We start from the raw sequence: 14406 nt of genomic DNA, 5'->3' as shown, positions 1-14406 counted from the left end.
GTCACCTCAACTCAGCAGTTTATATTTTTTAGCTTTTCGGTTAATTTCATATTCTCGCTGTAATCTACAGGGCAGTCGATAAATACTGGTTTTTGAAGAGAAACAGCTTGTTCTAAAGCAGGCTTTAAATCGGATGCTTGCTCAATTCTCATCCCCTCAAATCCGTAGGAATGGGCCAGCTGGACATAATCTGGATTGCCAAAGCTGATATGAGAAGTCCGTTCAAATTTCTTTAATTGGTGCCACTCGATTAATCCGTACCCATCATCCCGCCACAAGAGAACGATGATAGGAAGGTTAAGCCGTACAGCTGTTTCTAATTCGGCTCCTGTCATTTGAAAAGAACCGTCACCACAGACAGCCACTACGTTCCGATTCGGCTGGGCCATTTTTGCCGCTATAGCCCCAGGAACCGCTATCCCCATCGATGCCAGACCGTTTGAAATCAGGCACGTATTCGGGTGCGCCGTATGATACATTCGAGCCATCCACATCTTATGAGCCCCGACATCAGAAATAGCAATATCTTCATCCGCAAGCACCTCGCGTAAGTCAGATATAATTTTCTGAGGCTTAAGAGGGAAGCCTGAATCCTCCTTATACTCATTTAATTCTAAGAGAGCTTGTTCTCTTATCGACTTTATCCATTCAGGTTTTTCGTTAGAAACGGGCAGAACCTTTTGAAGCTCGGAGAGATTTTCTTTAATATCACCAATAACATTTAAAGCAACAGGATAATGAGAGTCGGTTTCCGCATCCTCCGTGTCGATGTGTAAAATAGGTGTGTCTCGATTTGGATTCCAATTTTCCGGCGGCGTTTCAGCGATATCGAAGCCGATACAAATGATTAAGTCTGATTGTGAGAAGCCGCAGGTAATATAATCTTTTCCGCTGATTCCGGCCGTGAGCAGGCTTAGGTCATTTTTATATGAAAGGGCACCTTTGCCCATAAACGAATGAACAACCGGTAACTGTGTTTGCTCCACAAACTCTTGAAAAATATTTTCCGCCTGGCCTCGTGTGATTCCGTTTCCGGCTAAAATCAACGGGTAACTTGCCTGTTTAATAAGTTCAGCGGCTTTCTTGATGACTTTTTCATCTGCTTGCGGTAGAGATCGGCCGGTTACTCGAAGCGGGCTTCCTTCCACCTCCATACCTGCTATGTCCTCAGGCAGATCAATATGAGTCGCCCCGGGTTTCTCCTGAATGGCCAGCTGGTAGGCTTTTCTAACGACCTCAGGAACAATTTCTGCTGTTTTAATTTGTGCGTTCCACTTCGTCACAGGTTCATATAAGTTTACGAGGTCATAGTATTGATGTGATATTTTGTGCTGTCGGTTTAAGCCTGCCTGACCTGTAATCGCAATTAATGGGCAGTGATCCATATTTGCATTGGCCACACCGGTTAATAAATTCGTCGCTCCCGGACCGAGTGTGGCCAGACAGACTCCAGGCTTGCCAGTCAGTCGGCCGTAAGTTCCAGCCATAAATGCAGCACTGGTTTCGTGATGGGTTACAATAAATTCGATACTTGAGTCGAGCAGAGCATCCATTAAATCGATATTCTCTTCACCCGGCACACCGAAAATGTATTCGACGCCTTCATTTTCAAGACATTGAACTAGCAGTTCAGCAACTTTCATATTAAAACACCCTCTGTGCTTTTTATTATTCAGCCTTGTTAAAAATTAAAGTTGATAACCCAGAGTTATATAATGAACACCCTTAATCAGGGTAATTCTCCCCAAGCATCGGCTTGACCGCATTTATCAACTTTTAACACACAACAAAGCCAGTATATAAGGTTATTTTGTGTGAAGGAGGGAGTTCTTATTAAAAATAATAAGAAATAGTACTTTCTGCATTCAAATATGCATGCAGAAAAACTTCCATTATAATAAAAAAAGAGAAATAACTGAAGAGGTGATGAAGTGTGTATTCGGACGAAGTTATGAGAAGGGTCCGGCAGAGTTTACGTTCCAATCAGCAATCAGCTGCGAATGAGGTGATTGCTTCTTTATCGAAAGTAGAAGTAATGGATCTTTACCTGCAGGATTTTGGGGAAAGAATCTCTTCCAGTGAAATAAGAAAAATGATTTTAGATATTTTTGATGTTCATCTTGAAGGGATCTCTGCTTTGGAGAAGCTCCGGATCTCATTGTTTTCAAAAGGGCAGTGGATTGCACAGAAGCCTGGCGATCTTTTCATGGTGTACGCCGGGGCAGACGATATAGATGTAAAGATTTCTCCTACACCTTATTTTATGGAAGCTACCGGGTTGGAACGGCTTCCTGATGAGTTAATTTTAAAATTGACTGCTTTAGGTTATATTCCTTCAGAGGGGGGATATTACTACATAGATCCGCAAAAAGAAGGAGTTTCTTTAACATTTAAAGATCAGACCATCGCTGCTGTAGGAGAAATAGTTATGACGCATTATAAAAACCTATAAATATAAAAAGACGCAGAATCACTTGAGATTCTGCGTCTGTTATTAATGAATGCTCCACAGAAATTCGGCCACGGTCTGATCGACCCCTGTGTGCTCATGAAGTCCTGAGTGAGTGGAGTTTGCATCTATAAATGTTTCATTGTAGTAGTTTTCTTCTGGGACGATATTATTTAAACCATGGGCACTCTGTTCGGTTACAAGGCCGTCCCATCGTTCTTCTATGGGCGCTTCTTCATTAATGATTCCGGCAATCGACAAGGCCTGCACATCTTCGTCAAAGTTCTCCTTGCTGTTAATCATCGTGGTTAAGGCGTTAGATTCAATCTGTAAATCCACTGTAGCTTCTCCCGAGTTCATTGTGAAATAATCATTCTGACCAATCCCTAGAAAAGGACTGCCGATTGTTACCAGTTTGTTTACTTCAGGATAATCGTTCTCCTGATTATTTAACAGGAAGTTGGTCGAAGCCAGACCGCCCATAGAATGCCCAACTAAGTTTACTTGATCGATCGCGTAATCTTGTTTTAGACGGGACATAATGGACTGCATCCAATTCGTCTGATCAGCTACACTGGCCCGGTTATTTCCAAAGATAACTTGAATAAACGGGTTCATAGTATGGGGAATACCGCCACGCACCCGAACGTCCCCAGTTGGACTCACATAAACGACCATTCGTTTATTGCCCCATTTATTGTCTTCAAACCGGTCCAGCATTGTATTAAATGAAGCCGGACCGCCTTTAAATCCATGGACAAAGATCGTTGGAGTCATCTCAGTTGGTTTCTCTGAACGAGTAGGAGTGGAGTTAATGAAAAAGAGTGACCCGCCCAGGACGAAAGATAAAATCATGATGGTTATAAACTTTTTTTTGTTTGTATATAATTTGTCGAGCATAGTGGTCCTCCCAAAAGCATCTTCCTACATTTTAATACAAATTGAAGCAAAAATAAAGTTAATGTTTCAATTATGTTACAAATATTACGTAAATATGTTGGTGTGTTTTGGCAGTATTTTTTGTGAAGACCGTGTTGGTATTGGCGGGGCTATTGATGGACTTTTAACGTCGTATTTTTCGCAGCAGACGTAGAATTTCAATGTACAGCCACGCTAATGTAACGATTAAGCCAAACGCTCCATACCATTCCATATATTTGGGTGCTCCTCGTTTTGCCCCTCTTTCAATGAAATCAAAGTCCAGGACGAGATTAAGAGCTGCAACAGCCACGATAAATACACTGATCCCTATACCGACAGCTCCACTTGAGTGAAGATAAGGCACTTCAGTTTGAAAGAAGAGCCTCAATACAATATTAACTACATATACAATGAAGATTCCAAGGGTCGCCGAAACGATCATTAATCGAAGTTTATGTGTAACTTTAATAATGCGTGTCGCATAGAGCATAAGAAGTCCGCCCATTACTGCAAATGTCAGGGCTGCAGCCTGAATAACTATACCAGGATAGCTGGCTTCAGCGAATGAGGAGATACCTCCCAGAAGAAACCCTTCAAGCGCTGCGTACAACGGTGCAGTTAAGGGGGCTGCCTTCTTAACAAAAACAGTGATTAACGCGACGACAAAGCTTCCAGCGGCTCCAATGATGACCATCATCGTAATGTCTATGCCCTGGTAATATTGATACCATGTGTAAATGGCGGTGCCTAATAAAAATAGTAACAATAAGCTTGTTTTAAAAACCGTACCTGCCATTGTCATTGTACGGCTTGAGCCAGAGGAACGCTTGAAGGCTTCGCTGCTAAGCACGGGATTTCCGGTTCTCATTATAGACAACTCCTCCAAATAAACTTCTCTTTCCTGTCCGTAGTGTAACTTATGTAAACTCTTTCATCCTAGCGATATCTATTTTTTGTAGAAAGTGACGGTGGAGTATCAAATGGAATGGAGGGAACCTCTTTACACAATCTAATGTTTATATTTCCGTTTCAACAGGAAAACTAAGAACAAGTTTATAAACTGAAAGGAGAATGGAAGTGGACCAGCAAGAACTCAAAAAGAAAATTTATAATATTATGGACCGACATAAAATTGGTACACTGGCTACCGTTAAAAACGGCAAGCCGCACACGAGGTATATGACTTTTTCCAATGACGATGAATTTACATTTTATACCCCGACTCATAAAGAAACGCACAAGGCTGAAGAAATAGAGGAGAACCCTAATGTTCATATTTTAATCGGTTATGAAGGTGAAGGTTTAGGGGATTCCTATTTAGAAGTTGAAGGACAGGCGAAGATCCGTGAAGATCAGAAGATTAAGGATTGGCTCTGGAGTGAACAAATGGAGCGCTGGTTTACGAGTAAAGGGGATCCAGATTATATCGTACTTGAAATTTATCCTGAAAGTATTCGTCTTATGAATGCAGGAGACAATACACCCGAAACATTGGAATTATAAAAGCAAAAAAAGGATGCCTGAGTGTGAGGCAGCCTTTTTGAATGGACTTTTCGTTAAATTATAAGGTTTCACCTAATGGTGCAGGGCGTGCTGGATCATCTGCTGAAGGACGTTGATCACATGCTCATCATCATGAGAATAATAAATGGTGGTTCCCTCACGGCGGTATTTCACCAGGCGCAGGTTTTTTAAGAAACGCAGTTGGTGGGAGACCGTCGACTGGCGCAGGTTTAAGCTTTCCGCTATTTCATTCACACTGTATTCTTTCTCAAAAAGTAAATTCAGAATACGCACACGAGTGTGGTCGGATAAAGCTTTAAATGTCTGAGTGACAACAAACAACGTTTCTTCATCAAGTTCTTTCGTATAAGAATCATCCATGCTCTGTGCCTCCTTCGTCTTGTTCCAGCATTGCGCAGTATTCGTCTTCATATTCAATTTCTATCGTAATATGGTCAAGGTGAATGGGATTGATGACTTCTTTAACGTCGTCTTTAATGGCACACACCTCTTCTTTAGTTGAGGATGAAGGTACGACCACGTGTGTGGAAAACGCATGATGCTCTCCATCAAGTGACCATAAATGGGTATGATGAGTCGATTGAATCCTTGGCAGTGCATTAATCTTCTCAATGATCCCGTCGAGATCAATATTTTCTGGTACGCCCTCAAGGAATAACCTCATCGTTTTGATTAGGTTCACAATAACGTTATAAAGAATGTATAACGTTATGGCAATTGAAGCAAGTGGGTCAAGAATCGGTAAATCAATAAAAGTCATTACGACACTGACGATAAAGACAGCGACCCAGCCCAGTACATCTTCGAGTAAATGCCACGTCATTACCTTCTGATTTATTGATTCGCCGCCCTTAAGTCTGAGGACAGCCGCTCCATTTACAAGAACACCTAGTACCGCAAGTCCCATCATACCTAACGTATGCGGCTGTTCAGGATCCATAAGTCTAGGAATTGCTTCTGAGAGAATAAAGATCGAGCCGGCCACCAACACAACGCTGTTTATCAGCGCAGCGAGGAGAGAGAACCGTTTAAACCCAAAGGAGAAATGATGCGTTTTCCCTTTCTTAGAGAATCTTTGCAAAAACCAGGCCAGCCCCAGCGACAGGGAGTCTCCCAGGTCATGCAGTGCGTCTGAAATAATGGCCATACTGTTTGTGAGTATGCCGCCTATAAGCTCGATAATTGTAAAGCTGAGATTTAAAAAGAATGCTACTTTTATGTTTCCCGTTGTATGGTCGTGGTGATGATGATGCCCCATAAAAGCACCTCCTTATTTCAATATATGATTATATGTACATATATAATAGTAAGGAAAATTTAATTTGGTGTCAATGAATAAAAAATTTAGAAGTGAAGAGGAGAAAGTGACAGGAATAATTAGGCTGGAGAAAGCGAGGTGAATTTAAACGGAGGTGTTCCAAAGAAACAACGCATAAGAAAATAATTTAATCAAAAAAAATAAATCAGGCTGTCTACTTTCTCGACAGCCTGATTTTAATTATGTGTTTTCATTAGCATTAGGATAAAATTTAGATTCTATACGAGGGTATTCATTCAAGTGCTCCGTTACTTTAGCTAAATTATAAATTTCACGCAGTAAAAAGGTTTTATCGAGCTCATAGATGACCTCAGTCTCTATATGATCCATGGTATTGCATGCAAACTCCCAAAGTTTATCATGTTTTGAGACATCAATGGACTCGGCTACTTTAGCCAGAGACGAAATGATATCGGTAATGATTAAATGGTTATCTTTTGCGTAATGACGAATAAAGCCAAATCCTCGGTACAAGTAATAATCAAAGGTCTCTTCCTTGAGAATAACGCGGACTTGTTTTTGGTCATCTGCAAGGTAAGGGGTGAAAGTGATATAGCTGTCTACGCTGAGCATGAGCTCGGCCATTTGATGGATCGTGTTTGAAGCCGTTTTTGGGTCATTATTTCCGATGGCTTTAATTGCTATCTCAGCCAGTTTGTGCATCCCCATTTGTAAATCTTGAATTTCAGTTTCCTTATGTCCTAACTCAAACATAGCGTAGTAGTTTGACTCTTCTATTTCTCCGGCCCCTGGTCCCCAAAAGCTGAAGAATTCATTTCCAGCAAGTATATAATCACCGACCTGGAAATGTAACTGAATGATAATATCGTTTTTCCTCGCTTCTGAGATCATTCTATTATAATCCACTGTCTGCAAGTAACCTGATTCCCGGGCCAATACATGGTGCTGGTCTTTTCGTTCTTCATCCTTTAAATCTCCAGGTTCCTCCGTCCGGTGCTCATCCAGATCCTTACGCAGGGTATCATTGATAATCTTTTTAGAGACATTCTTCATCGTATACGTAATGTTATGAACCTGCATCCATGTGGTGGCGTGGTTTATGAAATAGATAAACACGACAGCTGTAGTAAATGCCAGAATAACGGTAATTACAGGTGTAGCAACAAAGACTGTATCTGAGGAAGCATTCCCGATAAATAAAAAGGCAAGCAATACATAAACGAAGCTGCCGTTAAATATTCCAAGAGCGTGCTGGGTCTGACGGTCAGATACAAAGTTTAACAGCATACGCGGTGAGAACTGGCCGCTGAAGGTTGTGAGTACGACAAGTAGAGAGTTTAACGTAAAGGCGCTGAGTGTCAAAATACCGCCAATTAACGTACTTACGAGGGTCCTCGTTACTGAAACTTCAATTTGCAGCATTTTAGGGGCGGCCTCTTCCAGCCCGATTTGGAGGTCTAAAAATAAAGTAACAGCAACTAGTACAATAGATATTAAAATGTATACAGCAGGCATGTACCATAATGTCATCTGCATTTCATGCTTTCGCTGCCGTCTCGACATGCGGAAATATTTACGAATTTCTACAGGGAGAAAATTTAGGAACATGAACAAGAGACCTCCTTATATTAATATAATTTTGCTAGACGTAATATACCCTGACCGTGCCTTTTTAAACTGTATGACAATAAAAAAATAGTTGGTTTTTTATAGAAATTTTGTATAGTGTTATTAAGTTCAATTTAACGAAAAGAGGGAGAAAAAGATGTGGGTAAGAAAAACATTTGAAGAATTGACGAAGCATGAACTGTACTCCATCCTTCAATTGCGCGTTCAAGTATTTGTAGTGGAGCAGGAGTGCCCCTATCCCGAAATTGATGGAAGAGATGATGAGTGCTTACATATGTGGAAAGAGCGCGGAGGAAGAATCGAAGCATACTGCCGTATTGTCCCGCCGGAAAACGAAAGCGGACACTATTCTATTGGACGAGTTCTCGTTACCGAGGCTGCAAGAGGATCGGGAGCAGGGAGGGAATTAATGAATCGGGCGATCAGTTTTTTAAAAAACGAGATTCACGCCCCGTCCATCTCGCTGCATGGTCAGGAATACCTGCGTGCATTTTACGGTTCTTTTGGTTTTAAAGAAGTATCAGAAGTGTATTTAGAAGATGATATTCCACATGTGGATATGCTAATGGAAATTAGATAGTGACTCTAAAGGTTTCAAGTAAAGACAAAAGTGGAAAATACCCGTGTGACTACGATACACATGGAGGTTTCAATAATGAGTCCACAAACATTTATGAAGCAATATATAAATGGAGAATGGCAGTCAGGCTCCAGCGAAAAAATGGTTGAAAACGTAAACCCCTATACAAATCAAACTCTTTCCAATATACCTTCCGCCAGTGAAGAGGATTTAGACAGAGCTTATCAGGCAGCTGAGAAAGCCCAGCAAGAATGGAAGGTGTTTACACCGGCCGAAGTTCAGTCTTATTTTGAAGAGCTGGTGAAAGTTGTAGAGAAGCGCAAGGACGAAATTGTGGACTGGCTTGTTAAAGAAGCAGGGAGCACGATTGTGAAAGCTGAAGTGGAATATCAGGCAGCACTCGGGATTATTAAAGAATCCGCTTCATTTCCTACAAGGATGAATGGACAGATCCTCCCTTCAAATACTAAGGGGAAAGAGAACAGAGTGTACCGTTCACCAAAAGGCGTCATTGGTGTCATCGGTCCATGGAACTTTCCTTTTCATTTAGCGATGCGTTCAATTGCACCTGCGATAGCCACTGGAAATACAGTAGTCGTTAAGCCAGCTTCTGAAACTCCGGTAACTTCAGGATTATTTATAGCAGAGTTATTTGAAGAAGCTGGATTTCCTAAAGGCGTATGTAACGTAGTGGTAGGAAGAGGATCGGAAATCGGTGATGTCTTTGTCACTCACCCCTCCGTGAAGCTTATTTCGTTTACTGGTTCAACAGAGGTAGGAAGTCATATCGGTGAACTAGCCGGAAGGCATATCAAGGATACAGCTCTTGAGCTTGGCGGTAATAACGCTATGATTGTTCTTGAAGATGCGAATATAGATAAGGCTGTACAGGCTGCAGCTTTTGGCAAATACCTGCATCAGGGTCAAATCTGCATGGCGGTTAATCGGATTATTGTGCATGAACAAGTTCACGATGAATTTGTTTCCGCTTTTAAAGAAAAGGTGGAAAGCTTAAAATTTGGCGATCCATCTGAGAAAGAAAGCGTTGTTGGACCACTTATTAATCACGAGGCAGTAAAACGGATTCAAGAGGATATAGAAAAAAGTGTCGAGCAGGGAGCGTCGATTTTAACCGGAGGAGAGGCTGAAGGTAATATCATGCAGCCGACCATCTTAACGGGAGTGACCAGTGATATGCCGGCAGCCGAGCATGAAATGTTTGGTCCCGTGGCTTCCATTATTAAAGCAGGCAGTGAAGAGGAAGCGGTGAAGGAAGCGAACAACTCCCATTACGGGTTAAGTGGTTCAGTGTTTACCGAAGACATTCACCGTGGTGTAGAAGTGGCGAAGCGGATAGAGACAGGAATGATTCATATTAACGATCAATCTGTAAATGACGAAGCTCATGTCGCCTTTGGCGGTGAAAAAGAGTCCGGGATCGGCCGATTTGGGGGAGAATGGGCTTTAGAAAAGTTCACAACCGTGAAATGGATAGGAGTCATGAACGGGTATAGAGAATTTCCATTTTAATTGATGAATGTACACATGGTATCTATGGTTCCTCTATTAGAATCTAGAGAAAAGGAACAGGGGTTTCTCCTGTCTGCTCATCCTGCAAGAAATGTGTACACACTTTCAAGATGAAAGAGAAATCGATGGTTTCTCAACAAACTGGAAAAACCGGAGCCTTTACTGCTCCGGTTTTTTTACATGTTCTTTTTTAAAAGCTTTAAACCTTTTAACGGCATCTAATAGACTTTCTTCTGAGTTATTTAAGCCGATCCGCACGTACGATTCACCATATTCTCCAAATCCGATGCCTGGGGCAGTAAATAAACCAACTTTATCAAGCAATTCGTCTGCAAATGATTCTGAGGAGTACCCTTCAGGAGCTTTCAACCACATAAAGAAAGAGCCTTTGCATGGCGTGAACTCATATCCCGCTTCCTGCAGACCTGTAGCTAATATGTTCCTTCTTCGTTCATACATATCTTTAATGTTATCCACACAGTCCTGGGACCCTAGCAGCGCATCAGCAGCGGCATCCTGGACGGCGCCAAACAAACTGACATAATAGTGATCCTGAATTAATTCAAGCGCTTGAACGACGCTTGGATTGCCGACGGCAAAAGCGATACGCCACCCGGCCATGTTGAAGGTTTTTGACATTGTATAGATTTCAACACCTACATTTTTTGCACCGGGGACTTGAAGAAAGCTTAAAGGTTTATCTCCATCAAATCCAATCGCTCCATAGGCAAAGTCATGAACTACGCAAATATCATGTTGATCAGCTATCTCAACTGTCTCTTCAAAGAAAGCTCGATTCGCAACCGCCGATGTCGGGTTATTTGGATAATTGAGAAACATAAGCTTCGCCTTATTTAATGTCTCTTCCTCAATATCTCCGTAATTAGGAAGGAAGCCGTTCTCCTCAAGTAAAGGGAGAGGCTCCATTACACCATCTGCAAGCGCCACTCCCGACCAGTAATCGGGATAACCCGGGTCAGGTACAAGCGCGACATCACCAGTATTTAAAAAGCATTGACTCAATTCAACCAGTCCGGCTTTACTGCCGAACAGGACGGCAACTTCCTGATCGGGATCAACATCTACATCGTACTCCCGTTTATAGTAAGTGGCCACAGCTTCCTTTAAATGGTCAAATCCTTGAAAAGGAGAGTACTTATGATTGACGGGGTTCTCTGCAGCCTGCTGCAGGGATTTGACAATGTGATCGGGGGTAGGCTGGTCAGGGTTGCCCTGGCCGAGATTAATTAAATCTCGCCCCTGCTGCTGATATGTATGAAGCTTTTTAACGAGCTTGGCAAAGAATTGGTCAGGTAAGCGCTGTAAAGCCTCGGATTGCTGGAACTCCTTCATAGAATCCTCCTTTTGTTTATTTTTTGAAAAGTTTAATAATTCATACTAACGTGCTCTTAATCATTTGTAAAGAGGGGTTTTTGTCATCCTTTGCTTTGGGGTATAACTAATAGGAAGGATGTGATAAAGAATGAAGATTATTATTATAGGTGGAGATGCTGCAGGAATGAGTGCTGCCATGCAGATTGTACGAAACAGCGAGGGTCATGAAGTCATCGCCCTTGAGAGAGGGGAAGTCTATTCTTATGGTCAGTGCGGTCTCCCTTACGTTATTGGCGGGGAGGTAGAGTCTACGGATGACCTCATCGCAAGGACACCTGAAACATTTCGCGAAAAGTATGGCATTGACGCGAGGGTGCTTCACGAGGTCACCCGTGTGGATTGTGATCACAAAGTGGTACACGGCATTAATCATGCGAGCGGGGATGGATTTGAGGAACATTATGACCGTCTGCTGGTCGCTACAGGCGCAGACCCGGTTATGCCGCCGTGGGAAGGAATACAGCTGCAAGGCATATTTCCTTTAAAGACGATTCCTGATGCAGAAGCGATCGTGAGGGACTTAAATCAGAACGTTCAAGACGTTTCAATTATTGGAGGGGGTTACATAGGACTGGAAATGGCAGAGAATTTAGTCAGCCTGGGCAAAAACGTCCGCATTATTGACCGTGGTTCTCAGCTCGCTAAAATTTTCGATGAAGACATGTCGTCTCTTGTGCATGAAGAAGCAGAAAAGAACGGCGTGTCGCTGTTACTTAACGAATCGGTAGAAGGTTTTGAAGGAGGAGAGCGGGTGGAATGTATCCTAACGGACAAAGGACGTTATGAAGCGGATCATGTGCTTATTTCCGCAGGGGTTACACCTAACACTTCTTTTTTAGAAGGAACCGGCATTTACAAAAGCTATAATGATGCGATTCAAGTAAATGGTTTTATGGAAACAAGCATCATGGATATTTATGCTGCCGGGGACTGCGCCACCCAATATCATCGTATAAAAGAACGTCACGATTATGTACCGCTTGGCACTCATGCCAATAAACAAGGTCAGATTGCTGGATTAAATATCGTCAATAAACACACCAGCTTTTCGGGAATTGTAGGGACTTCTATTCTAAAATTCTTTAGTTTGTCACTCGGGCGTACGGGAATCTCTTCCCGGGAGGCTGAACAGGAAGGTATTCCTTATAAAACAGTTACTATCGACTCCACACATGCTGCCGGGTATTACTCAAAAGAAGGTACTATGAAGGTCAAACTCCTTTATCATGAGAAAACGCGGGCGTTATTAGGAGGGCAGATCATAGGGAAAGAAGGGGTGGATAAAAGGGTTGATGTCTTGGCAACTGCTCTCTATCACCAGATGTCAGTGGACCGTTTGATTGAATTAGATTTAGCATACGCTCCGCCTTTTAACAGCGTCTGGGACCCTGTTCAGCAGGCAGCCAGAAAAGCAAAGTGAAACGTATAGCAGCCTTCAATCGTAAGGAGTAAATAAGGAGGTTTTTTACCATGAGCGAACAAGGATGTATAAAATGCGGCAGCAAGGATGCGGATTCGAAAGATGTGGCGATGACCGGAACTGGATTATCTAAAATGTTCGATGTTCAAAGCAACCAATTTACAGTCGTCTTCTGCAAAAACTGCGGCTACTCAGAGTTTTATAACAAAGAAGCTTCTAAAGCCAGTAATATTTTTGATTTTTTCTTTGGAGGGTAAGTCATCTCCACAATATTTCATGCTGGTGAAAAGCGCCGCTTCGAAGCGGGGCAGGACGGGCAGTTTCCGCGGTTTGCGGGACCTTCCCCCTCTGCTCGCCCAGCAGGAGTCGGCGTTTTGTTTGTTTCGTTTGATTGTAATAGGTTTTCGGGACCATTGAAGTATGGAGCCGTGTAAGAAAGTTCAGCCGTCAATTTGTCTAGTGATTCTTCTATCAAAAAAAGGATTTTAAGAAACGTCGGCACTCTGTTAGTTGTGATAGTATATAAGGGCAAAGCAAGTGATGAGAGGGTTGAATAGATATGTGGAAAAAGGCAGAAGACTTTATACGTCAATGTTATACAGAGTTAGATAAACCTTTCAATATAGACAGCAGATTACAGGAAGTTAAGACAGCTATTGAGCAGACCGGTACATATGAGCACACTTATGAAGAACTCGAATTTGGAGCGAAGGCTGCCTGGCGGAACAGTAACCGATGTATCGGACGGCTGTTTTGGGAAAGCTTACACGTGGTAGACCAACGCAGCGTGAAGAATGAGGACGATATATATGAAGGGCTTTTGGAGCACATCGACTATGCTACGAACGAAGGCAGAATCCGATCAGCAATTACTATTTTCCCGCCTCAATTAGGGGGGGAGCGAGTACGTGTCTGGAACCATCAGTTGATCCGCTATGCAGGTTATGATGAACCTGCAGGCGTCATAGGTGATCCTGCTTCAATTGAATTTACGAATTTCTGCCGGCAGCTTGGATGGAAAGGAGGCGGCGGTTCCTTTGATATCCTTCCTCTCGTTATTCAAATTGGCGAAGCCCAGCCGAAGTGGTTTGAGATTCCTTTAGAAAAAGTACTTGAAGTTCAACTGCGCCATCCAGAATTTGACTGGTTTAAGGACCTGCAGCTGAAGTGGTATGCCGTTCCGATCATTTCTGATATGCGTCTGGAAATCGGCGGTATCGACTATACAGCCGCTCCTTTTAACGGATGGTACATGGAAACAGAAATAGGGGCTCGTAATTTAGCCGATTCCTTCCGCTACAACATGCTGCCGGCCGTAGCGGAAGGAATGGGGCTTAACACACGCAGAAATACAATACTGTGGAAGGATCGTGCCTTAATTGAACTAAATCAAGCCGTCCTTTATTCATATAAAACGGATAAGGTAAGTATTGTGGATCATCACAGTGCTGCTGAGCAGTTTCAATTATTTCTTGAAAAAGAGAAGACATGTTCACGGGATGCGACAGGAGATTGGACATGGCTTATTCCTCCTGTGTCACCGGCAGCGACTAAGATTTTTCATCAATCATTTGAGAACCGCATGGATACCCCTAATTACTTTTACCAGAAGCCCCCCTATAGAAAGAGGTCGGGACAAAACTGAATAAAACATAAAATAATCCGAATGATTTTGTAGA

The 14406-nt window shown here is 42.5% G+C and carries 14 protein-coding genes; 7 read left to right on the top strand and 7 right to left on the bottom strand.

The features are described from left to right. Nucleotides 1–11 precede the first annotated feature (11 nt). Nucleotides 12–1643 carry an acetolactate synthase large subunit gene (locus LF822_RS20455; protein WP_253925954.1) on the bottom strand — a complete coding sequence of 544 codons (1632 nt, stop codon included), beginning with the start codon at nucleotides 1641–1643 and terminating at the stop codon, nucleotides 12–14. Between the two features lie 290 nt (nucleotides 1644–1933). Here LF822_RS20455 and LF822_RS20450 point away from each other — a divergent pair, with 290 nt between their 5' ends. Then, a complete protein-coding gene (locus LF822_RS20450) occupies nucleotides 1934–2452 on the top strand; it encodes a hypothetical protein (protein WP_253925953.1) in 519 nt (172 codons plus the stop codon). A 42-nt stretch (nucleotides 2453–2494) separates the two neighbouring features. Here the strand turns inward: LF822_RS20450 and LF822_RS20445 are convergent, their stop codons facing one another. Then, a complete protein-coding gene (locus tag LF822_RS20445) occupies nucleotides 2495–3349 on the bottom strand; it encodes an alpha/beta fold hydrolase (RefSeq protein WP_253925952.1) in 855 nt (284 codons plus the stop codon). A 163-nt stretch (nucleotides 3350–3512) separates the two neighbouring features. After that, the gene (locus LF822_RS20440) at nucleotides 3513–4238 is read right to left on the bottom strand and encodes a Bax inhibitor-1/YccA family protein (RefSeq protein ID WP_253925951.1); all 726 of its coding nucleotides are present in this window, start codon (nucleotides 4236–4238) and stop codon (nucleotides 3513–3515) included. A 209-nt stretch (nucleotides 4239–4447) separates the two neighbouring features. On the opposite strand from LF822_RS20440, the gene LF822_RS20435 reads away from it, so the two are divergent. Continuing rightward, nucleotides 4448–4873, top strand: a complete 426-nt coding sequence (locus LF822_RS20435; RefSeq protein WP_253925950.1) for a pyridoxamine 5'-phosphate oxidase family protein — start codon at nucleotides 4448–4450, stop codon at nucleotides 4871–4873. 72 nt (nucleotides 4874–4945) lie between these two features. On the opposite strand, the gene LF822_RS20430 is transcribed toward LF822_RS20435, so the two are convergent. The 3 genes from LF822_RS20430 to LF822_RS20420 form a co-directional block, all read right to left on the bottom strand. Then, entirely contained in the window at nucleotides 4946–5254 is a 309-nt protein-coding gene (locus tag LF822_RS20430) for an ArsR/SmtB family transcription factor (protein ID WP_253925949.1), read from the bottom strand. Further along, a complete protein-coding gene (locus tag LF822_RS20425) occupies nucleotides 5247–6152 on the bottom strand; it encodes a cation diffusion facilitator family transporter (RefSeq protein WP_253925948.1) in 906 nt (301 codons plus the stop codon). Before LF822_RS20425 ends, LF822_RS20430 begins: the two co-directional genes overlap by 8 nt. Before the next feature lie 240 nt (nucleotides 6153–6392). Next, nucleotides 6393–7781 (bottom strand): DUF2254 domain-containing protein, encoded by a 1389-nt coding sequence (locus LF822_RS20420; RefSeq protein WP_253925947.1) that lies wholly within the window; start codon nucleotides 7779–7781, stop codon nucleotides 6393–6395. 157 nt (nucleotides 7782–7938) lie between these two features. Here LF822_RS20420 and LF822_RS20415 point away from each other — a divergent pair, with 157 nt between their 5' ends. Together LF822_RS20415 and LF822_RS20410 are read left to right on the top strand one after the other, a co-directional pair. Next, on the top strand, nucleotides 7939–8382 hold the full coding sequence (locus LF822_RS20415) for a GNAT family N-acetyltransferase (protein ID WP_253925946.1): 444 nt from the start codon (nucleotides 7939–7941) through the stop codon (nucleotides 8380–8382). Nucleotides 8383–8457: 75 nt separating this feature from the next. Further along, nucleotides 8458–9912: an aldehyde dehydrogenase family protein gene (locus tag LF822_RS20410; RefSeq protein ID WP_253925945.1), complete on the top strand. Its 1455-nt coding sequence runs from the start codon at nucleotides 8458–8460 to the stop codon at nucleotides 9910–9912. Between the two features lie 159 nt (nucleotides 9913–10071). On the opposite strand, the gene LF822_RS20405 is transcribed toward LF822_RS20410, so the two are convergent. After that, a complete protein-coding gene (locus LF822_RS20405) occupies nucleotides 10072–11265 on the bottom strand; it encodes a pyridoxal phosphate-dependent aminotransferase (protein ID WP_253925944.1) in 1194 nt (397 codons plus the stop codon). Nucleotides 11266–11395: 130 nt separating this feature from the next. Here LF822_RS20405 and LF822_RS20400 point away from each other — a divergent pair, with 130 nt between their 5' ends. From LF822_RS20400 to LF822_RS20390, 3 genes are all read left to right on the top strand, one after another. Continuing rightward, nucleotides 11396–12727 (top strand): CoA-disulfide reductase, encoded by a 1332-nt coding sequence (locus tag LF822_RS20400; protein WP_253925943.1) that lies wholly within the window; start codon nucleotides 11396–11398, stop codon nucleotides 12725–12727. A gap of 50 nt (nucleotides 12728–12777) precedes the next feature. Next, nucleotides 12778–12984: a zinc ribbon domain-containing protein gene (locus LF822_RS20395; protein WP_253925942.1), complete on the top strand. Its 207-nt coding sequence runs from the start codon at nucleotides 12778–12780 to the stop codon at nucleotides 12982–12984. Between the two features lie 302 nt (nucleotides 12985–13286). Continuing rightward, entirely contained in the window at nucleotides 13287–14372 is a 1086-nt protein-coding gene (locus LF822_RS20390) for a nitric oxide synthase oxygenase (protein ID WP_253925941.1), read from the top strand. The last annotated feature ends 34 nt before the right edge of the window (nucleotides 14373–14406 follow it).

The sequence above is a fragment of the Halobacillus sp. A5 genome (assembly GCF_024189315.1).
GTDB lineage: Bacteria > Bacillota > Bacilli > Bacillales > Halobacillaceae > Halobacillus_A.
Note: the sequence above shows the minus strand (reverse complement) of the source record. Positions and strands in the feature narration are given on the sequence as shown.

Coding starts and splice junctions, on each gene's coding strand:
- LF822_RS20445 (WP_253925952.1), bottom strand. CDS start 3,349: ATGCTCGACAAATTATATACAAACAAAAAAAAGTTTATAACCATCATG.
- LF822_RS20405 (WP_253925944.1), bottom strand. CDS start 11,265: ATGAAGGAGTTCCAGCAATCCGAGGCTTTACAGCGCTTACCTGACCAA.
- LF822_RS20395 (WP_253925942.1), top strand. CDS start 12,778: ATGAGCGAACAAGGATGTATAAAATGCGGCAGCAAGGATGCGGATTCG.
- LF822_RS20420 (WP_253925947.1), bottom strand. CDS start 7,781: ATGTTCCTAAATTTTCTCCCTGTAGAAATTCGTAAATATTTCCGCATG.
- LF822_RS20425 (WP_253925948.1), bottom strand. CDS start 6,152: ATGGGGCATCATCATCACCACGACCATACAACGGGAAACATAAAAGTA.
- LF822_RS20415 (WP_253925946.1), top strand. CDS start 7,939: ATGTGGGTAAGAAAAACATTTGAAGAATTGACGAAGCATGAACTGTAC.
- LF822_RS20455 (WP_253925954.1), bottom strand. CDS start 1,643: ATGAAAGTTGCTGAACTGCTAGTTCAATGTCTTGAAAATGAAGGCGTC.
- LF822_RS20440 (WP_253925951.1), bottom strand. CDS start 4,238: ATGAGAACCGGAAATCCCGTGCTTAGCAGCGAAGCCTTCAAGCGTTCC.
- LF822_RS20390 (WP_253925941.1), top strand. CDS start 13,287: ATGTGGAAAAAGGCAGAAGACTTTATACGTCAATGTTATACAGAGTTA.
- LF822_RS20430 (WP_253925949.1), bottom strand. CDS start 5,254: ATGGATGATTCTTATACGAAAGAACTTGATGAAGAAACGTTGTTTGTT.
- LF822_RS20400 (WP_253925943.1), top strand. CDS start 11,396: ATGAAGATTATTATTATAGGTGGAGATGCTGCAGGAATGAGTGCTGCC.
- LF822_RS20410 (WP_253925945.1), top strand. CDS start 8,458: ATGAGTCCACAAACATTTATGAAGCAATATATAAATGGAGAATGGCAG.